Here is an 18,564-nt window from a genome sequence, read left to right on the forward strand (position 1 = left end):
TTTAGCCCCAAACCAAAACCAAATAAACCAATGTTTACAAAAAATAAAATTCATTTCGAGATATCGGAAAGAAAAGTGTTGCTACATGCTTTCGATGCTTTTTTTGTCCTGTTTACGCTATATCTCTTAAATCTGCTTTTTGATTTTCAGTATTTCCAATTTTCAATTACAAATTATTACAGAGAGATTGTTCTAATATCCTATATATACATTTTCGGTTCCATTTTCGAGATGTATAACCTGCAGGTTGCAAGTAATCAGTTTCAAATTCTTAAAAGTACTGTTTTTACCGCAACAACTACTGTGTCAGTTTATCTGTTAACACCTGTTTTATCTCCGGAATTACCCAAAAGCAGAATTGCAATTGTAATATTTTATTTTGCTGTTTTGTTTGCCTTATTAGCATGGAGATACATATATGTTTTTTTTCTGGCTTCTCATCGTTTTGTTCAAAATGTAGTTTTGATATGTGATAAGAACCAGGTTGAAGAACTGGTTTTAGGACTCGAAAATGTTGATCCGCATTATAAAATAATTGGTTTTGTAAATTCAGATTCTGTTTGTGAAAAAGATTTAGATTTTCATTATGTAAAAGAAATTAAAAAGGAAAATCTGGAAGATTTTGTAATCAACCATAATGTTGCCGAGATTGTCATTGCTTCTCAAAAAACAGACGGAATTACAGCCGATTTATACCAGCAATTACTCCATTTGCTGCAATCAGGAAATATTATTCGGGAGTATACGCAAGTATACGAAAGTAAAACACAGCGTATCCCGGTTCAGTATATTGCCAGAGATTTTTACCGTTTTTTCCCTTTTAGCCGTAGCAATAATAATAAATTGTATCTGTTGCTGGCGCGAGTGCTTGAGTTCTTTTTCTCGTCTGTAGGTTTGTTGATATGCATGGTTTTGATACCGTTTATATCTTTTGCAAATCTTTTGGGAAACAAAGGAAAGTTATTTTACACACAAGAGAGAGTAGGTAAAAATGGTGATGTTTTTAAAATCTACAAATTTAGAACGATGGTCGAAAACTCTGAAGCAAACGGAGCCGTTTTTGCAACAGCTTCAGATAAACGTATTACACCATTTGGCAAGTTTATGCGTAAATCGAGAATTGACGAATTACCACAATTTTTTAATGTTTTAAGAGGCGATATGGCAGTAATTGGGCCAAGACCCGAACGTCCGTTTTTTGTTACTGAAATTGCACAGATAATGCCATTTTACGAAACAAGACACGTCATAAAACCAGGACTCACAGGCTGGGCACAGGTAAATTACTCTTATGGTGAATCAATAGAAGAGAGCTTGATAAAATTGCAGTATGATTTATACTATATCAAACACCGAAGTATATTTCTGGATTTAAGCATCACCTTCAAGACAATTACAACAATTGTTTTTTATCGCGGACAATAGTTAGATAATGATAGGAATACGTTTTTTGTTTCGTATTGCTACTCTTACCAAAACAAAACCACTTGTAATTATCATTGGTAAAACAATTATAAAATGAGCTTTATTGATCATAAAGATGCTATAGATTACTAAGAAAATCAAATGTAAAACAGCAAATCGATACGTCCATTTTTTGTTTTTTGCAATGGAGAGAAAAATCAAAATAAGCAATAGCGGACTAAATAAAAGCACATTGTAGTTCATTGATAATTCCAGGTGGAAAGAATAGAACCCAACACAAACAAAAAAGATTCCCATTAAAGATAAAACTAAAAGATAAATTTTGTCTACAGTTTTATTGTGAGCTAACACTATAAAAGCCAAAATGATGAGGTAAGAATAAATATTGTTCCACCATGAAGCCGGTGTTTCTTTTTCGAAAAAAAGAAGCGTTTTGCTTTTGGAAGCTAAAGGTTTATTTTGAAAACTTACTTTCTCTAAACTGTTTTTTAATTCAAATGGCAAAAATATTCTCGTCCCCAATTGGTCTACTTTTGTTCCGAAAATAATGCTTGTGCCTAATTTTTCGTAAAAATGACCATCAAAATAAGGGTATAAAATAGATCTGTAAGTAATGTCTGTGTCGCCTTTTTTCACAATTACATTTTCATTCAAAGTGTTATTGATAATATCGACAACCATCGAAGTGCAATTTTTATCAATAAATTTATAGGTGTAATAGCGATCTTCAGAAAGCAAAGTGGCATTTAATTTATCAAAAAGCTTTTGTTTTAAATCCTGCGAAATAAGCAATTCCTGCTCAAAAACACTTCTTTTTTCAATATTATATTCCTCCATAAATTCAGAGAAAGAGTGTGTGATTACAAAGTATTGTAAGTCTCCCTTGGTGAATTTTGCAACGAAATTTGGAGTCCTAAAATCAAAAGCACCGTAATTATAAACAACATCAAGATTATTTGCCGGATCAGAAACCCTAATCGCCGTATGTCCGAAATAGGAATAGGTTTCATTCCCTAAACCACAAGTAATAACGCTAATTTTTGCATCTTTTGATAGAGGAACACTTTGGCCAAAACCAATACTGAAACTTAGTAATACTAATAAATTAAAAAGTGTTTTAAAATTGACTTTTTTCATGATTAAAAATTTTAAGAAGTTTGATGGTTTTTAATTTTTATCTAAAGATACCTAAATCTACTTTCAAAGAAAAAATATTCGAATACAAAGCAGTACTTTGGTTTCCTAAATCAGTCAGGGCATAATCAACCTGAATGCCTTTGTATTTAAAACCCAAACCAATATTGGGTTGGAAATTTATTTTTTCAGTATTATCCAATTGTGTAACATTTTGGAAATTTCCCGCTCCGGCTCTTAAAAAAACAAGCTCAGTATATCCAAATTCAAAACCTACAGCCGGATCAATGCTCACAACTTTTGATGAGATAATATCGTTTGTTTGTTCAAAACGCATATTCAAATTTGTAGCAACCAAAAGACTGTAATCGTTATGAAATTCTATCTTTTTTGAAACTCCTAATTGTGCTTTTGGTAAGGTAATTTCAGTACTTTCCGGTAGTTCAGTATTTTCTCCCGGTATTGCATTGGCAATTTTTTCGTATTCTTCTTCATCAATATTCCAAACATTATAAGTCGTTGTAATATCACGAAGCATTAAACCAAATTTCCAATCGTTCTTTTCAAACTGCAAACCAAAATCAAAACCAAATCCCCATGAATTGGCAAATTTTCCAATAACACGTCGAATTATTTTTGCATTTACGCCATATTGAAAACCTTCAACAGGCAATTTTCTTGCGTATGAAAAAGTAAAACCATAATCAGCGGTCGAAAACAAGCTAATTCTATTATAGTCAATATTTCCCTGACTGTCGATCAATTCGGTTGTGTCCATAATATCATCAACACCAAAACGAATCATCGAAATTCCCCAGGCACTTCTCTCATCAATCGGGCTTGCATATCCTATATAATCATATTGTGCAATATTAGCAAAGTAATTGGCGTGCATTAATGAAATCTGATGATCTTCAAGATGTGTCAAACCTGCCGGATTCCAATAAACTGAATTTACGTCTTCTGTAGAAGCAACTACAGCGCTCGACATTCCTAATGCTGCGGCGTCAACACCAATGTTCATAAACTCATTCGAATATTTTCGAACAGTTTGTGCATATTGTGTAAAACTCCAAAATAATAAAAGCCCAAAAAGTTTCTTCAACGGATTTTTTTTTGCAAACCGAAGTCTGTTTTAATTTTCATCAAAAATATAATATTTTACTCATCTAATTTCTTCCTTTTAATAAATATTGCAAAAGAGAGATTTTGAAATAAAAAAACTTTTGTAAATTGATTTTAAATGAAATTGCAATAAAGTAAATTGTTCATTTAATTTTAATGTAAATTTTTTAAACTAATGATGTAAATTGTCACATATTATGCGAAATTTGCGCTAACCATAATCAAATTTATAAAACATGAATATCAAAAAACACATTCCAAACCTAATTACATTAATTAATCTATTTTGTGGTTGTATCGCAGTTGTTTTCATTTCAGAAGCTAATTACGAAATGGCTTTTTACATGGTTTGTTTAGGAATCTTTTTTGATTTTTTTGATGGCTTTTTTGCCAGATTATTTAAAGTTTCAAGTCCGCTTGGATTACAGTTAGATTCTTTGGCGGATATGGTAACCAGTGGAGTCGCTCCGGGTTATGTAATGTACAGTTTGTTTACAAACAGCGCACATGAATTAGGAACAAATCCCGCGATTCCTTTTTTAGGATTTATTGTAACATTAGGATCTTGCTATAGATTAGCGAATTTCAATATAGATACCCGTCAAACCGATTCGTTTATAGGTTTACCAACTCCTGCAAATGCACTTTTTATTTTAAGTCTGCCTTTGGTTTTAAAATTTTCAGATTCATTGCTGATGTTAGAGATTTTAACGAACCAATGGGTTTTGTTGGTAATTACTTTATGCAGTGCTTATATTTTAAATGCTGAAATTCCGTTGTTTGCATTAAAAGTTAAAAAATTCAATCTGAAAGATAATGCACTTCAAATCGTGTTTTTATTAGTTTCTTTAGCTTTGGTAGTATTGCTTCAATATATTGCAATTCCGTTAATTATCATTTTTTACGTGCTGTTATCGGTTGTGAATAATATGTTTTTGAAAAAGTAGTTTATTTGAATGGCAAGAAAAACCACTACACGAAGAAATTCTTATTCTAAAGCAAAACCTAAAAGATCTGTTTTTGGCAGCGCCATTCGCTTTATTTTTTATTCTTGCTTAGTGCTGATTTTTTTAGGTACGATTTATCATTATCGTGCAGGATTAGCTTTTTATCTTGGTTTTAAATCAGGGAAAGTTTTAGAAGAAGATGAGGTAGACAAACACCTTTCTGACGTTAGAAATATTCAGGTTTTAGAAAATCACAAAGGAAAAGTGATTGGTATTGACGTATCTGAATTTCAGGGAAAAGTGGATTGGGAAGAAGTTGAAATTTTAGAAGAAAAATATCCTGTAAGTTTTGTTTTTATTCGCGCAACTGCCGGAAACGATAGAGTAGACAGGCAATTTACTCAAAATTGGGCTGGGGCCAAAGAAAACAAAATCATGCGTGGCGCTTATCACTACTACCGCCCGAATGAAAATTCTATAGAACAAGCGAACCTTTTTATTAAAACGGTAAAATTGCAAAAAGGTGATTTACCACCCGTTTTAGATATCGAAAGACTACCAAAAAATCAATCGTTGGATAGTTTGAAAAAAGGGTTAAAACGCTGGCTGACTAAAGTTGAGGCACATTATCAGGTTCGTCCCATAATTTATACAGGTGAACGTTATTATAGTGATTTTCTAAAAGAAGAATTCGGCGAATATTTATTTTGGATAGCAAACTATAATTTCTACAGAGAAAAAATTGAAGACGATTGGCTTTTTTGGCAATTTACAGAGAAAGCATCTTTGCCAGGAATAAACCATCGTGTTGATGTGAATATCTACAATGGCGATTTAGAGCAATTGCAGTTTATAACAGTTGAGTAGAATCCAGTTTTCAGTTTTAATATTTAAATCTGGAAGTTTTGAATCTTATTTTGATAAAAGAGCAATCGGAATTAAAGATAAAAGCGCTATCAAAATTAAAACAGAGTAAGGATTAGCAAAATTTACCGTGTAACCCATCCATTGAATTCTTTTTGGGGGAAGTAATCGTTTATCCTTCGGATTATAATAAAAGCATCCCAAATACCAATTATTTGGGTCTTTGTGCCAATTGTCGTAGTCTTCCTGAGTTGGTTCTTCTGACTTCATGTAGAATTAATATAAGATGTAAAAGAAAAATGGTAAAAAGTATTAACATTTAACTTTTTACCATTCACATATAACTTTATTAAAATTCAAGTTTCTTTTTACGAAGTTCGAAATTTTGTCCAAGATAAACACGGCGAACCATTTCATCTTCAACCAGTTCTTCCGGAACTCCGGCTTTCAAAATCCCACCTTCAAACATTAAGTAGGTTTTATCGGTAATAGCTAAGGTTTCCTGAACGTTGTGATCGGTAATTAAAATTCCGATATTTTTATTTTTCAACTGAGCTACAATTCTCTGAATATCTTCAACAGCAACAGGGTCAACTCCGGCGAAAGGCTCATCCAATAAAATAAATTTTGGATCTGTTGCCAGGGCACGCGCAATTTCAGTACGACGACGTTCTCCTCCCGAAAGTAAATCACCTCGGTTGGTGCGAATATGTTCTAAGCTGAATTCTTCGATCAAACTTTCCATTTTGGCAATTTGTTCTTCTTTAGAAAGTTTAGTCAATTGCAAAACACTCAGAATGTTGTCTTCAATGCTTAATTTTCTAAAAACAGAAGCTTCCTGTGCCAGATAACCAATTCCTTGCTGAGCACGTTTGTACATCGGATAATCAGTAATATTTAAATCATCAAGGTAAATATTTCCCTGATTTGGTTTTACCAATCCCACAATCATATAAAAAGAAGTTGTTTTTCCGGCACCATTCGGACCCAAAAGCCCAACGATTTCTCCCTGATTTACTTCAACAGAAATCCCTTTTACAACACTTCGCCCTTTATAGGTTTTGATTAAATTATCGGCTCTTAGCTTCATTATTTTAATTAGATAATTAGATAATTAGAAAATGAGATAATTGAAAAACTAACTCACATTCAATTTTAAAATTTATTAGAAGAAACAAATTAAAAGTAAAATAATCAATCAGATAAATGAATTAACAAAATATTGCGCTTTCACAATCAGATAATTACAATTTAAGCAATTATCTAATTATCTAATTGACCCATTTTCTAATTTGCAGCTTCTTCTTCCAAAGCTTCCCAAAATTCGTAAGCTCTTCTTAAATGTGGAATTACAATTGTTCCTCCAACCAAAGTTGCGATTCCCATAGCTTCCATCATTTCTTCTTTTGTAACGCCTTCTTTATGACTTGTTTCCAAGTGATATTTTACACAATCATCACAACGTAAAACTGCCGATGCAACCAATCCTAAAAGCTCTTTTGTTTTTACATCAAGAGCGCCCGGGGCGTATGCGTTAGTGTCAAGGTTAAATATTCGCTTTACAATTTTGTTATTGTCAGCTAATAATTTTTCGTTCATTTTAGAACGATAGTCGTTAAATTCTTGTATGATATCAGACATTTTCTTTTAATTTATTTTTATAAACAACTCTTGAAATCAGGATACTCACTTCGTAAATAATCAACATTGGAATTGCTACAATTGTTTGACTTACAACATCGGGTGGTGTTACGATTGCCGCAATAATTAAAATAAGTATTACCGCATATTTCCAATATTTTCTTAAAAATATAGGAGTTACAAGTCCCAGTTTAGTTAGGAAATAAATGATAATAGGCAATTCAAAAAACAATCCACTGGCAAGAATACTTGTTTTTACCATTCCCATATAAGATTCAAGGGTAAATTGATTTTTTACAACATCACTAATGGAAAAAGTAGCGACGAAATTTACCGACATCGGAATTACGATATAATACCCGAACAATACTCCTAAGAAAAAAAGTAATGAAGAAGTGAAAATGAATACTTTAGCATTTTTTCTTTCTTTCTCATAAAGGGCAGGGCTAATAAATTTCCAAAGTTCCCATAGAATATAAGGAAAACTCAAGATGAAACCTGCCAAAAGACACATCCATACAAAAATGTTTACCTGGCCTTCCATTTCCGTATTTTGAATAATGAAATTTAGCTCGGTAATACAAATGCTATCAGCAAAACCTAATTGATGAGATAGATCACAAAACCAGACGTAAGTAAAAAAGGTGGGTCTGATTGGACCTAAAATAATTTGGTCAAACAAATAATCACTTATAAAATAAGTAACAAATGCCATAATGCATATTGCAATTGTACTTCTTACTAATAACCATCTTAGTTCTTCAAGATGGTCTAAAAATGACATCTCGCCAAGGTTCTTTTTTGCCATTATACGATTCCTTCTTTTAAAATGTCATGTAAATGTAGTACTCCCTTGTACTCGCCATTATCAGCAACGATTAACTGTGTTATTGAAAAATCTTCCAAAATATTTAAGGCATCAACAGCCATAGTTTCAGATGATACTAATTTAGGATTTTTTGACATAATATCTTTTGCAGTTAAGTCAGCAATAGTATCTACGTCATTTAGCATTCTTCGGATGTCTCCGTCAGTGATAATTCCAATTATTTTATTGTCTTCAATTACTGCTGTAACACCTAATCTTTTTTCAGAGATCTCAAAAATAACTTTTTTAACAGAGGTATCTGGCGTAACCATTGGTTTTAAAGAGTGTTCGATCATATCTTTTACGCGAAGCAATAATTTTTTTCCTAAAGCTCCGCCCGGATGATAAACTGCAAAATCCTCAGGTTTAAAATCACGCATTTCCATTAAACAAACTGCAAGAGCATCACCCATAACAAGTTGTGCAGTTGTGCTGTTTGTTGGTGCCAGGTTTATCGGACACGCTTCCATGTCTACTGTTGTGTTTAAAACATAATCAGAACCTTTGGCCAATGATGAAGTTATGTTTCCTGTAATAGCAATTAAGATATTCCCAAAACGTTTCAATAACGGAACCAAAACTTTTATTTCAGGGCTGTTTCCGCTTTTTGAAATGCAAATAATAATGTCTTCTTTCTGAATCATTCCCAAATCGCCATGAATGGCTTCTGAGGCATGAAGGAACATAGAAGGTGTTCCGGTTGAGTTAAAAGTAGCGACCATTTTTTGTGCGATAATTGCACTTTTTCCGATACCTGTAACGATCAATCTGCCTTTGGTTTCGTAAATGCGTTGGGTTGCTTCGAAGAAATTTTCATCAAGAAAATCAATTAGCTTTGTAATTGCTTCACTTTCAGAGAGTATTGTTTTTTTGGCGATTGCCAATATATTTTCTTTTGTGATCAAAACAGAATATTTAAAATTTGTATGTATAAAAGAAAGTTGTATCTTTATGTGTTGCAAATTTATACAAAATATCCATTAATATAAAGAATGAATTCAAACGAAATTGAAATACACAAGGAATTAAAGAAGTATTTCGGCTTTAGCCAATTTAAAGGCTTGCAGGAGCAAGTCATTACGAGTATCTTAGGTAAAAAGAATACTTTTGTAATTATGCCAACTGGCGGTGGAAAGTCTCTTTGTTATCAATTACCCGCTTTAATTCAGGACGGAACAGCTATTGTTGTTTCTCCTTTAATTGCTTTGATGAAAAATCAGGTTGATGCCATTCGAAGCCTTTCTTCAGAAAACGGAATTGCGCACGTACTGAATTCCTCTCTTACCAAAACAGAAATTGCACAAGTAAAAAAAGACATAACTTCTGGACTAACAAAACTTTTGTATGTTGCGCCAGAATCTTTAACAAAAGAGGAGTATGTCGCGTTTTTGCAAAGCGTACCAATTTCATTTGTTGCTATTGATGAAGCGCATTGTATTTCAGAATGGGGTCATGATTTTAGGCCGGAGTACAGAAACCTGAAAAATATTATTAAACAATTGGGACAGGTTCCTATTATAGGACTTACCGCAACTGCAACCCCAAAAGTTCAGGAAGATATTCTTAAAAACCTGGATATGTCTGATGCAAGTACTTTTAAAGCATCGTTTAACAGACCAAATTTATACTACGAAGTTCGTACAAAAACTAAAAATATAGAATCGGATATTATTCGATTTATCAAACAACACAAAGGAAAATCAGGAATTATATATTGTCTTAGCCGTAAAAAGGTAGAGTCAATTGCCGAAGTTTTACAAGTTAACGGAATTAGTGCCGTACCTTATCATGCAGGTTTAGATGCCAAAACCCGAGCAAAACATCAGGATATGTTTTTGATGGAAGATGTAGATGTTGTAGTGGCAACAATCGCTTTCGGAATGGGAATTGATAAACCAGACGTTCGTTTTGTAATTCATCATGATATTCCAAAATCACTCGAAAGTTATTATCAGGAAACCGGTCGTGCCGGTCGTGATGGAGGAGAAGGACATTGTTTGGCTTATTACTCCTATAAAGATGTAGAAAAGCTGGAGAAATTTATGTCAGGAAAGCCGGTTGCAGAACAGGAAATTGGATTTGCTCTCCTGCAGGAAGTTGTGGCTTACGCCGAAACCTCAATGTCACGTCGAAAATTCTTATTGCATTATTTTGGTGAAGAATTTGACAGCGAAACTGGAGAAGGTGCAGATATGGATGATAATGTTCGTAATCCTAAAAATAAAATTGAAGCTAAAGAACAGGTTGTTAAATTGCTGGAAATTGTTCGCGATACCAAACATATTTACAAATCAAAAGAAATTGTCTTTACTTTAATTGGTCGTATAAATGCTGTAATTAAGGCACATAAAACTGATATACAGCCGTTTTTTGGTTCAGGTTCAGATCATGACGAAAAATACTGGATGGCTTTACTTCGACAAGTTTTAGTTACTGGTTATTTATCAAAAGATATTGAAACGTATGGAATCATAAAAATTACTCAGGAAGGATTAGATTATATTAAAAATCCGGTTTCATTCATGATGTCTGAAGATCATGAATATAACGAATCTGAAGATGAAGCAATCGTAACAGCATCAAAATCATCAGGAACTGCAGATGAAGTTTTAATGGGAATGTTACGTGAACTGCGCAAAAAAGTAGCCAAAAAATTAGGAGTTCCTCCGTTTGTTGTTTTTCAGGATCCTTCTCTTGAAGACATGGCTTTAAAATACCCAATTAGTTTAACAGAATTGTACAATATTCACGGTGTTGGTGAAGGTAAAGCCAAAAAATATGGTGGCGATTTTGTTACTCTGATTAATCGTTATGTTGAGGATAATGATATTATTCGCCCAGACGATTTAGTTGTAAAATCTACAGGAGTAAATTCTGCCAATAAATTATATATTATTCAAAACATTGACAGAAAATTATCTTTAAATGATATTGCTTCTGCCAAAGGACTTACGATGGATGCTTTGATTAAAGAGATGGAGCAGATCGTTTATGCCGGTACTAAATTAAATATTAAATATTGGGTCGACGATTTACTTGATGACGATCAGCAGGAAGAAATTCACGATTATTTCATGGAATCAGAATCAGACAAAATCGAAGATGCTCTTAAGGAATTCGATGGCGATTATGATATTGATGAATTGCGGTTAATGAGAATTAAATTTATCAGCGAGGTTGCGAATTAAAAATAAATTCCAATTTTTTAAAACCCAAATTCCAAATTCCAAAACAAATAGTAAAATATAAATTCCAAATTCCAATTTCTAGCGATAGTTTGGAATTTGGAATTTTTTTTATTGGAATTTACCCTTCAAAAATTTCCCCACGATGCGGTTTCAAAGCATCTCTTACCTGAATCATATTTTCATCGGTAACAACCATAAAAGCAATTGCCTGCATGTCGTTTATAATTTTAAACCCCGTAATATTCAACGGAAGTTTTTCTATGGCGATATATTCTTTCAAATGAATTTCATGATGTTCAGCAGTTTTTGCCGAAGTCGGACCACGAAAATCCCAAATTAGTTTTATTTTTCTAGACATTTTTTTAAAGGTGCAAAGGTTCAGAGTTGCAAAGGTACAAAGGTTACTTTGAAATTTTACTCTGAAGTTATTCTATTGTCAGTTCGAGCGGAGTCGAGAACCGCATTTGTATTTCGGCATAGGTTTATCCTGAGCAAAACGAATGTAATGATGTCATATATAAGATTTGCAATTGATGTAATCTCATTTCAAAATGTTATTTTTGCATGTTCTTTTCATAAATAGAAAAGCTAATTGATAAATAATATACAATGCCAAAAGAACTTCTATTACAAGTTTCTCCCGATATTGCAGCAAACGAATCGCTGCTTAAAGACTATTTGTCTAAACAAATAAAAGTTTCTCCACAGGAAATTCAGCATATTACCATTTTAAAACGTTCAATTGATGCCCGCCAAAAAGCAATAAAAATCAATTTGAAAGTTACTATATATTTAAAAGGCGAACCTTTTCAGGAAACCAAAATTGAGCTACCTATATATAAGGACGTTTCATCGGCGCAGGAAGTGATTGTTGTTGGTGCTGGCCCAGCCGGACTTTTTGCAGCTTTGCAATTGATAGAATTAGGCTTAAAGCCAATTGTAATCGAACGCGGAAAAGATGTTCGCGGACGCCGTCGTGACTTAAAAGCAATCAACGTAGATCATTTGGTAAACGAAGATTCTAATTACTGTTTTGGTGAAGGAGGAGCAGGAACCTATTCTGACGGAAAATTATACACACGTTCTAAAAAACGTGGCGATGTTACCAGAATTTTAGAGCTTTTAGTAGCTTTTGGAGCTTCAGAAGATATATTGGTAGAAGCCCATCCACACATCGGAACAAATAAATTGCCAAAAATCATTGAAGACATTCGAAACAAGATAATCGAATTTGGTGGTCAGGTTTTGTTTGATACCAGAGTAACTGATATTTTAGTAAAAAATAATGAAGTTGAAGGAATCGTAACTCAAAATGGAGATACCATTCTTGCTAATAAATTAATCTTAGCAACAGGGCATTCGGCGCGTGATATTTTTGAATTATTAGATAAAAAGAAAATTCTAATCGAGGCAAAACCTTTTGCATTAGGAGTTCGTGCAGAGCATTCACAGGAATTAATAGACAGTATTCAATACAGCTGTGATTATCGTGGTGAACATTTGCCACCGGCACCATATTCGATTGTAAAACAAGTTAACGGGCGCGGAATGTATTCTTTCTGTATGTGTCCTGGTGGTGTAATAGCACCTTGTGCGACAAGTCCGGGTGAAGTAGTTACAAACGGCTGGTCGCCATCAAAACGGGATCAGGTTACGGCAAATTCAGGAATTGTAATTGAATTAAAATTGGAAGATTTTAAACCTTTTGCAAAATTTGGTGCTTTGGCCGGAATGGAATTTCAAAAAAGTATAGAGCAAAAAGCGTGGCATTTGGCTGGAGAAACTCAAAAAGTTCCGGCACAGCGAATGATCGATTTTACACAAAATAAAGTTTCAGCAGATATTCCAAAAACATCTTACGTTCCCGGAACGACTTCGGTAGAAATGGGACAGGTTTTTCCCGGATTTTTATCGCAGATTTTGCGCGAAGGTTTTAAGGAATTTGGAAAATCAATGCGAGGTTATTTAACCAACGAAGCTATTTTGCATGCTCCGGAGAGCAGAACTTCATCACCGGTTAGAATTCCGAGAGATCCTTTAACGTATGAACATTTGCAAATAAAAGGTTTGTATCCGTGTGGAGAAGGCGCTGGTTATGCCGGCGGAATTATATCTGCTGCTATCGATGGCGAAAAATGCGCTTTAATGATTGCCGAAACACTAAAATAATATAAGCCTATGAAAAATTTCTTTTCTAATTTGTTTGGTAGAAACAACGATCCAAAATCAATTGTTTCTTTTGATGTTATGGATGCACTTTATTCGCATTTATACTATGTCGAAAGTCAATTTGAGTTTGAAATGAAAAATGTACACAACGCAGTTTCTGTCAATTTGTTTACTTTTCCAACCTCCTTTGATGGTTATGAAGAAACTCAAAAAGAACTTGAAAAAAATGGGTTTAAAAACTCGTATGAAGTTTTAAATGAGCTTTACAAAAAAATAAATATCGATCCAATTACTCCAGATAAGATTGAGCAGGAATTAGAATTTGATTATTTGCATATTCAGTTTTATACCAAACCACCGGAGCGTATCAAAAAAGAAATGAAATATATTTTTCATAATTTTTACATCTTTTTTTGCTGTACAAATAGTTTGGAAACTAATGATTTCAGGATTATGTACAAGTTTGGTCATTTTTTTGATTATATAAAAGGGATTCTGGAAGCTGAATTTATTGATATAAATACACCTAAAAACGACATTCAAGAAATAGGTTTTAATGAGTTTAAGACAATTTTACAGGGAATTTGCCAATATGTAAATATTGAAATTCCGGAAGGTGTAGAACTTCCTTCTCAAGAAAATTTATTAGTTGATGAAGAGGTTACAGCAGAAACTTTTGAAGAATTTATTAATCTTGTTTCAAGAGGAAATGCAGATGATAAACTGGTTAAAAAACAATCAAAAAAGCTTTTAAAGAATTTTAAAAAAGGACCGGATAATTATCCCGAATCGATTGAAGCACATTGGGGCATTTTTGATAGCGTGGATTGCTGGAACAGCGATTGGAAATTTGATCCCGAAGATGCTGAATATTTCATTTCGGAAATGATTGGCCAGGATCTTAATTTTGCCTATCCGGAAGAAACCTATAGTCATAATTTGTTTCCGTACATTCAATCAGCATTAGAGAAATTAGATTTGGAACTAATGACTTATGATACACATGGTGATAATTATTTGTTTTTTGTGGCAAATAAAAGTGATGTAGGCAGAATTTTAGCATTGTCTGAGTTGACGAAAATTGAGGTTAATCAGTTGTAGAATAAGGCTTAAAAAAAAATAATCGCCACGAATTCACGAATTATTTCAAAACTAATTCTTGAATTTGTGGCGAAAAACTTTATATAAATCTTTAATTTACGGAATCAAAATTATTTTTCCTGTACTTTTTCTGCTTTCAATATAATCATGCGCCAATTTTCCTTCTGATAATTTGAAAGATGTTGGTGTTGAAAGGGTTATTTTTCCTTCTATAATCCATTGAAATAATTGATTGGCTCTTTTGATTCTTTCTTCTTTTGAATTTAGATAGCTCCATAAATCACCTCCGGTCAAAGTTTTAGAACCATCCATTAACATTCTCGGATCTACAGGTGCCGGATCACCGCCCGCCATTCCGAAGAAAACAACTTGTCCGCATTCTTTTGTGATCTCAAAACTGTCCATTAATGTGCTTCCGATACTATCGTAAACGACATCAACGCCATTTGGGATTATTTTTAAAACATCTGATTTCCAATCGTTATTATATAGAAAAACATGATCTGCGCCTTGTTCAAAAGCAACCTTTGCTTTGTCTGAAGATGAGGTTAAACCAATAACATTGGCGCCTAACAATTTACTTATTTGAGTTAAAATCTGGCCAACTCCACCCGCAACGGCGTGAATTAAAATTGTTTCACCTTTTGCTGTTTTATGACTGTCGGTTGCTAAATAATGAGCTGTTAAACCCTGAAGTAAAATAGAAGCCGCGGTTTCAAAAGAGATCGCTTCAGGCAAAGGCAAAACATGATTGGTATTCACAGCAACGAATTCTGCATTTGCAAAAGGAACATCGGCGAAAGCCACACGATCGCCCACTTTATATTCCGGATGATTGTTAGCATCGACAATAATTCCTGCACCTTCATAACCGGCGATAAAAGGTGGATTTCCTTTTAAATGATAATTTCCTTTTCGTCTGTAAACATCGGCAAAATTTAATCCGATGGCTTTCATTTCGACTAAAATTTCATCGCTTTTTAATTCCGGATTTGGAATTTCTATATATTCTAAAACATCCGAATCTCCGAAAGTAGAGAAGGTAAGTGCTTTCATTTTTTTATATTTTTAGAAATACAAAGTACGTGAAAAATCAGCTGTAGATATAAAAGCTTGTCTTAAAAGTGAATAAAAAACCTCGCTTCAGATGAAACGAGGTTTTAGTTTTATAGCCACAGATTATAAGATTAAAATGATTTTTTCGCCACGAATTTCACGAATGAGCACGAATTAATTAGTGTAGATTCGTGAAATTCGTGGCAAACTGCCCCAGATTTTAAAATCATTTTAATCTTATAATCTGTGGCAAAAATAAAATTATATTTTAGGGAATTTCATTTCATTGAAAGTGCTTTTTTGAGCTGCCAATTTTTCAATTTCATCCCATTTTCTTGGAGATTCAGCTGATAGATTTTCATATGAATTTTTTTTGATGAGAATATCATCTTCGATACGAACTCCAATATTCCACCATTTTTTATCACATTTACTGTTTGCCGGAATATAGATTCCAGGTTCAACAGTCAGGATCATATTTTCTTTTAAGCTGCCCATATAATTTCCTTTATCGTGAACATCTAAACCAAGAAAATGCGAACAGCCATGCGGATAGTAGATTTTTACATCTGCAGGATCTGTGATAATTCCCAGTTTAATTAATCCGGCAGCAATAACTTCTTTCGATTTTTTATTTAAATCCTGAATTGGTGTTCCTTCTTTACAGATTTTAAAAACCTCTTCCTGCGCGTCGTAAACCAATTGATAAATGGCTTTTTGCTCTTCGGTAAATTTTCCGTTTGCCGGAATTGTTCTTGTAACGTCGGCAGAATAACCGTGATACTCAGAACCAACATCCATCAACAACAATTGATTGTCAATTTTTGTGGCATTATTTTCTCCGTAATGTAAAATACATCCGTTTGCTCCGGCGCCTATAATTGGCGGATAACCTTCGCCTTCGGCACCATAATGTTTGTGAATGTAAGCATGAATTCCGTCAGCTTCGTTTTCGCTCATATCTGGACCAACTGCTTTCATGACTTCGTTGTGGGCAACGCAGGAAAGTTTTACGGTTTTACGCATTAAAACCATTTCTTCCGGCGTTTTTATTTCTCTAAGCGAGTTTGTAATTGTTCTGAAAAGTTCTAATGAAGCTTCGTTTTCAGTAGTAATTCCTGCTTTAGTTTTAAAAGTTTCTAATAAGCCAAAAAGATCAAAACCGCTTTTGTCTTTTCCAAGATCTGTTGAGATTTTGTCGTAAATAATTTTGTCAAATTTTTGAAAATCAATAGCGAAATCCTTAAAATCCTTGCCGTTGTAAGCTGTTGAAAAACCTAATTTAGATTTTGCTCCATCGGTTCCTAAACGTCTTCCTGTCCACATTTCGCGATTGGCATTTTTTTCTCTCACAAAAAGAACTTCGTTGTATTTTTCGTCACTTCCCTGATTTTCTTTAAAAAGCAATAAAACACCATCTGGTTCCTTATAACCTGCTAAATAAAACAAATCTGGATTTTGATGATAATTATAATTTATGTCTTTTGAAAAAACTCTTTCAGGATATGAAAAAATAACCGCTACAGAATTTGCAGGCATTAAAGCTCTAAAAGCTTCTCTTCTGCCTTTATGAAATTCTTTGGAAAGATAATCGGTTGGTAAATTTTCCTGAGATTGTACTTGATTGATTGTAATTAAGAAGGCAAAAAGTAAGAGCAGTCGCTTCATTTTTTTGATTTTTTGATGATGAATTTGTTTTTTATGTGATGCAAATTACAAAAAAATACAATTACGTAATGGAATTTAAATCTTGTATTAATATTGTTTTTAAGAAAAATATGTAACTTAGAGATGAAAATATGTCAACTTAATGGTTAAAGTTTTTCTATTTAAAACTTAAAAACGGGCATGAATATTGAGAAAGGAATGTTAGAGACTAATTTTAATCTTCAAAAAAAACAAAATGTTTAATTCAAAAAAAAACAAATTATGAAAAAACATACCATCGCAATCGTTTCGGTTTTAACCTTATTACTTGCTTCATGTATGGCATCAAAAGAAAATAAAAGCGCTGCCGGTATTTATGATACAACTTGGGAATTAGAATATATTTCAGGACCAAGAATTGCTTTTGAAGGATTGTATCCGAATAAAAAACCACAAATTACTTTTGATCAGAAAGAAAAAAATGTTTTTGGTAATAACGGATGTAATGGCTACAGCGCGCCATTTACTTTAAATGGAAATTCTCTGACTTTTGGAGAGCCGGGACCAACTACAATGATGTTTTGTGATGGTGGAGGAGAAGCGCAATTTTTACAGCAGATGAAAAAAATCACAAGTTATTCTATTGACAAAGACGGAAAACTAAATTTAATTCAAGGCGATGTGCCGATGATGAGATTTAAAAAAGCAGCGAAATAATTTAAATTCAAAAATTGACTTAAAAAAAATAGCGAAATGATTTAATTCATTTCGCTATTTTTTTATGCTTTACTCTTTTTTAATTTGTCTTTAAAGACTTTTTCGAATTTTTCTATTTTCGGCTGAATCACCATTTTGCAATACGGCTGATTTTTATTGTTTGCATAATAATTTTGATGATAATCTTCGGCTTTATAAAACTTTGTAAAAGGTTCTACTTTGGTAACAATTGGACTATCGTAAACTTTTGCTTTATTTAGCTCGGCGATAATACTTTGAGCGGCTTTTTTTTGCTCTTCGTTTTTATAAAAAATCACAGAACGATATTGTGTACCAACATCAGCTCCTTGTCTGTTTAAAGTTGTAGGATCGTGAACGGTAAAAAATACTTTGAAAATTTCGTTGAGGTCTGTCACGTTTTTGTCATACGTAATTTGTACCACTTCGGCGTGACCAGTTGTTCCTGTGCAAACTTCTTCATAAGTTGGGTTAGCTACTTTTCCTCCAGAAAATCCCGAAACTACAGATTTTACCCCGTTTAAATTTTCATAAACGGCTTCTACACACCAATAACAGCCACCGCCAACGGTAATGGTTTCAAGATTTGAAGTTTTTTTTGTTTGCGCAAATCCGTTAAGGGATAATGCAAAAAGGCAAATTAAAATTGTATTTTTCATTTTAA

At 33.2% G+C, this 18,564-nt stretch carries 18 protein-coding genes; 7 read left to right on the forward strand and 11 right to left on the reverse strand.

Translation table 11 applies throughout. The features are described 5' to 3' along the window. Positions 1 to 30: 30 nt before the first annotated feature. Complete coding sequence (locus tag BUE22_RS14995) at positions 31 to 1,425, forward strand: exopolysaccharide biosynthesis polyprenyl glycosylphosphotransferase (RefSeq protein WP_073395989.1); 1,395 nt, start codon at positions 31 to 33, stop codon at positions 1,423 to 1,425. Here BUE22_RS14995 and BUE22_RS15000 read toward each other — a convergent pair whose 3' ends face one another. Both BUE22_RS15000 and BUE22_RS15005 read right to left on the reverse strand, forming a co-directional pair. Beyond that, positions 1,426 to 2,562, reverse strand: coding sequence for a lipoprotein N-acyltransferase Lnb domain-containing protein (locus BUE22_RS15000; protein ID WP_073395992.1), 1,137 nt, complete (start codon positions 2,560 to 2,562; stop codon positions 1,426 to 1,428). A gap of 37 nt (positions 2,563 to 2,599) precedes the next feature. Then, positions 2,600 to 3,664, reverse strand: coding sequence for a putative type IX sorting system protein PorV2 (locus tag BUE22_RS15005; RefSeq protein WP_262489596.1), 1,065 nt, complete (start codon positions 3,662 to 3,664; stop codon positions 2,600 to 2,602). A gap of 256 nt (positions 3,665 to 3,920) precedes the next feature. Here BUE22_RS15005 and BUE22_RS15010 point away from each other — a divergent pair, with 256 nt between their 5' ends. Beyond that, positions 3,921 to 4,631 (forward strand): CDP-alcohol phosphatidyltransferase family protein, encoded by a 711-nt coding sequence (locus tag BUE22_RS15010; RefSeq protein ID WP_042565947.1) that lies wholly within the window; start codon positions 3,921 to 3,923, stop codon positions 4,629 to 4,631. 9 nt (positions 4,632 to 4,640) lie between these two features. Next, complete coding sequence (locus tag BUE22_RS15015) at positions 4,641 to 5,498, forward strand: glycoside hydrolase family 25 protein (protein WP_073395995.1); 858 nt, start codon at positions 4,641 to 4,643, stop codon at positions 5,496 to 5,498. 45 nt (positions 5,499 to 5,543) lie between these two features. On the opposite strand, the gene BUE22_RS15020 is transcribed toward BUE22_RS15015, so the two are convergent. The 5 genes from BUE22_RS15020 to BUE22_RS15040 all read right to left on the reverse strand — a co-directional run bounded on the left by BUE22_RS15020 (position 5,544) and on the right by BUE22_RS15040 (position 8,909). Beyond that, on the reverse strand, positions 5,544 to 5,765 hold the full coding sequence (locus BUE22_RS15020) for a DUF5808 domain-containing protein (RefSeq protein WP_073395998.1): 222 nt from the start codon (positions 5,763 to 5,765) through the stop codon (positions 5,544 to 5,546). A gap of 79 nt (positions 5,766 to 5,844) precedes the next feature. Next, entirely contained in the window at positions 5,845 to 6,585 is a 741-nt protein-coding gene (gene lptB, locus BUE22_RS15025; RefSeq protein ID WP_029272155.1) for an LPS export ABC transporter ATP-binding protein, read from the reverse strand. 197 nt (positions 6,586 to 6,782) lie between these two features. Beyond that, the gene (locus tag BUE22_RS15030; RefSeq protein WP_007803834.1) at positions 6,783 to 7,136 is read right to left on the reverse strand and encodes a carboxymuconolactone decarboxylase family protein; all 354 of its coding nucleotides are present in this window, start codon (positions 7,134 to 7,136) and stop codon (positions 6,783 to 6,785) included. Beyond that, positions 7,129 to 7,944 carry a twin-arginine translocase subunit TatC gene (gene tatC / locus BUE22_RS15035; RefSeq protein WP_073396001.1) on the reverse strand — a complete coding sequence of 272 codons (816 nt, stop codon included), beginning with the start codon at positions 7,942 to 7,944 and terminating at the stop codon, positions 7,129 to 7,131. The genes BUE22_RS15030 and tatC overlap by 8 nt, the downstream gene beginning before the upstream one ends. After that, the gene (locus BUE22_RS15040; protein WP_073396004.1) at positions 7,944 to 8,909 is read right to left on the reverse strand and encodes a KpsF/GutQ family sugar-phosphate isomerase; all 966 of its coding nucleotides are present in this window, start codon (positions 8,907 to 8,909) and stop codon (positions 7,944 to 7,946) included. The genes tatC and BUE22_RS15040 overlap by 1 nt, the downstream gene beginning before the upstream one ends. 87 nt (positions 8,910 to 8,996) lie before the next feature. Here BUE22_RS15040 and recQ point away from each other — a divergent pair, with 87 nt between their 5' ends. After that, on the forward strand, positions 8,997 to 11,192 hold the full coding sequence (gene recQ / locus BUE22_RS15045; RefSeq protein ID WP_073396007.1) for a DNA helicase RecQ: 2,196 nt from the start codon (positions 8,997 to 8,999) through the stop codon (positions 11,190 to 11,192). 118 nt (positions 11,193 to 11,310) lie between these two features. On the opposite strand, the gene BUE22_RS15050 is transcribed toward recQ, so the two are convergent. Beyond that, positions 11,311 to 11,550: a hypothetical protein gene (locus BUE22_RS15050; protein ID WP_073396009.1), complete on the reverse strand. Its 240-nt coding sequence runs from the start codon at positions 11,548 to 11,550 to the stop codon at positions 11,311 to 11,313. A 251-nt stretch (positions 11,551 to 11,801) separates the two neighbouring features. On the opposite strand from BUE22_RS15050, the gene BUE22_RS15055 reads away from it, so the two are divergent. Together BUE22_RS15055 and BUE22_RS15060 are read left to right on the forward strand one after the other, a co-directional pair. Further along, entirely contained in the window at positions 11,802 to 13,361 is a 1,560-nt protein-coding gene (locus BUE22_RS15055; protein WP_073396012.1) for an NAD(P)/FAD-dependent oxidoreductase, read from the forward strand. A gap of 9 nt (positions 13,362 to 13,370) precedes the next feature. Further along, a complete protein-coding gene (locus BUE22_RS15060; protein WP_073396015.1) occupies positions 13,371 to 14,462 on the forward strand; it encodes a DUF6630 family protein in 1,092 nt (363 codons plus the stop codon). Between the two features lie 96 nt (positions 14,463 to 14,558). On the opposite strand, the gene BUE22_RS15065 is transcribed toward BUE22_RS15060, so the two are convergent. Next, complete coding sequence (locus tag BUE22_RS15065) at positions 14,559 to 15,518, reverse strand: quinone oxidoreductase family protein (RefSeq protein WP_073396018.1); 960 nt, start codon at positions 15,516 to 15,518, stop codon at positions 14,559 to 14,561. Between the two features lie 261 nt (positions 15,519 to 15,779). Beyond that, positions 15,780 to 17,186: an aminopeptidase P N-terminal domain-containing protein gene (locus BUE22_RS15070; RefSeq protein WP_073396021.1), complete on the reverse strand. Its 1,407-nt coding sequence runs from the start codon at positions 17,184 to 17,186 to the stop codon at positions 15,780 to 15,782. Positions 17,187 to 17,447: 261 nt separating this feature from the next. On the opposite strand from BUE22_RS15070, the gene BUE22_RS15075 reads away from it, so the two are divergent. Further along, entirely contained in the window at positions 17,448 to 17,882 is a 435-nt protein-coding gene (locus BUE22_RS15075; RefSeq protein WP_073396024.1) for an META domain-containing protein, read from the forward strand. 62 nt (positions 17,883 to 17,944) lie between these two features. On the opposite strand, the gene msrA is transcribed toward BUE22_RS15075, so the two are convergent. Further along, positions 17,945 to 18,559, reverse strand: a complete 615-nt coding sequence (gene msrA, locus BUE22_RS15080) for a peptide-methionine (S)-S-oxide reductase MsrA (protein WP_073396027.1) — start codon at positions 18,557 to 18,559, stop codon at positions 17,945 to 17,947. Positions 18,560 to 18,564: the final 5 nt, after the last annotated feature.

It is taken from the genome of Flavobacterium pectinovorum (assembly GCF_900142715.1).
Lineage (GTDB): Bacteria > Bacteroidota > Bacteroidia > Flavobacteriales > Flavobacteriaceae > Flavobacterium > Flavobacterium pectinovorum.

Bases quoted from the DNA above. Each gene is read 5' to 3' on its own strand.
- BUE22_RS15000 (WP_073395992.1), bottom strand. From the start codon at position 2,562: ATGAAAAAAGTCAATTTTAAAACACTTTTTAATTTATTAGTATTACTA.
- msrA (WP_073396027.1), bottom strand. From the start codon at position 18,559: ATGAAAAATACAATTTTAATTTGCCTTTTTGCATTATCCCTTAACGGA.
- BUE22_RS15030 (WP_007803834.1), bottom strand. From the start codon at position 7,136: ATGTCTGATATCATACAAGAATTTAACGACTATCGTTCTAAAATGAAC.
- lptB (WP_029272155.1), bottom strand. From the start codon at position 6,585: ATGAAGCTAAGAGCCGATAATTTAATCAAAACCTATAAAGGGCGAAGT.
- tatC (WP_073396001.1), bottom strand. From the start codon at position 7,944: ATGGCAAAAAAGAACCTTGGCGAGATGTCATTTTTAGACCATCTTGAA.
- BUE22_RS15060 (WP_073396015.1), top strand. From the start codon at position 13,371: ATGAAAAATTTCTTTTCTAATTTGTTTGGTAGAAACAACGATCCAAAA.
- BUE22_RS15075 (WP_073396024.1), top strand. From the start codon at position 17,448: ATGAAAAAACATACCATCGCAATCGTTTCGGTTTTAACCTTATTACTT.
- BUE22_RS15015 (WP_073395995.1), top strand. From the start codon at position 4,641: ATGGCAAGAAAAACCACTACACGAAGAAATTCTTATTCTAAAGCAAAA.
- BUE22_RS15070 (WP_073396021.1), bottom strand. From the start codon at position 17,186: ATGAAGCGACTGCTCTTACTTTTTGCCTTCTTAATTACAATCAATCAA.
- BUE22_RS15050 (WP_073396009.1), bottom strand. From the start codon at position 11,550: ATGTCTAGAAAAATAAAACTAATTTGGGATTTTCGTGGTCCGACTTCG.
- BUE22_RS15065 (WP_073396018.1), bottom strand. From the start codon at position 15,518: ATGAAAGCACTTACCTTCTCTACTTTCGGAGATTCGGATGTTTTAGAA.
- BUE22_RS15010 (WP_042565947.1), top strand. From the start codon at position 3,921: ATGAATATCAAAAAACACATTCCAAACCTAATTACATTAATTAATCTA.
- BUE22_RS14995 (WP_073395989.1), top strand. From the start codon at position 31: ATGTTTACAAAAAATAAAATTCATTTCGAGATATCGGAAAGAAAAGTG.
- BUE22_RS15055 (WP_073396012.1), top strand. From the start codon at position 11,802: ATGCCAAAAGAACTTCTATTACAAGTTTCTCCCGATATTGCAGCAAAC.
- BUE22_RS15020 (WP_073395998.1), bottom strand. From the start codon at position 5,765: ATGAAGTCAGAAGAACCAACTCAGGAAGACTACGACAATTGGCACAAA.
- recQ (WP_073396007.1), top strand. From the start codon at position 8,997: ATGAATTCAAACGAAATTGAAATACACAAGGAATTAAAGAAGTATTTC.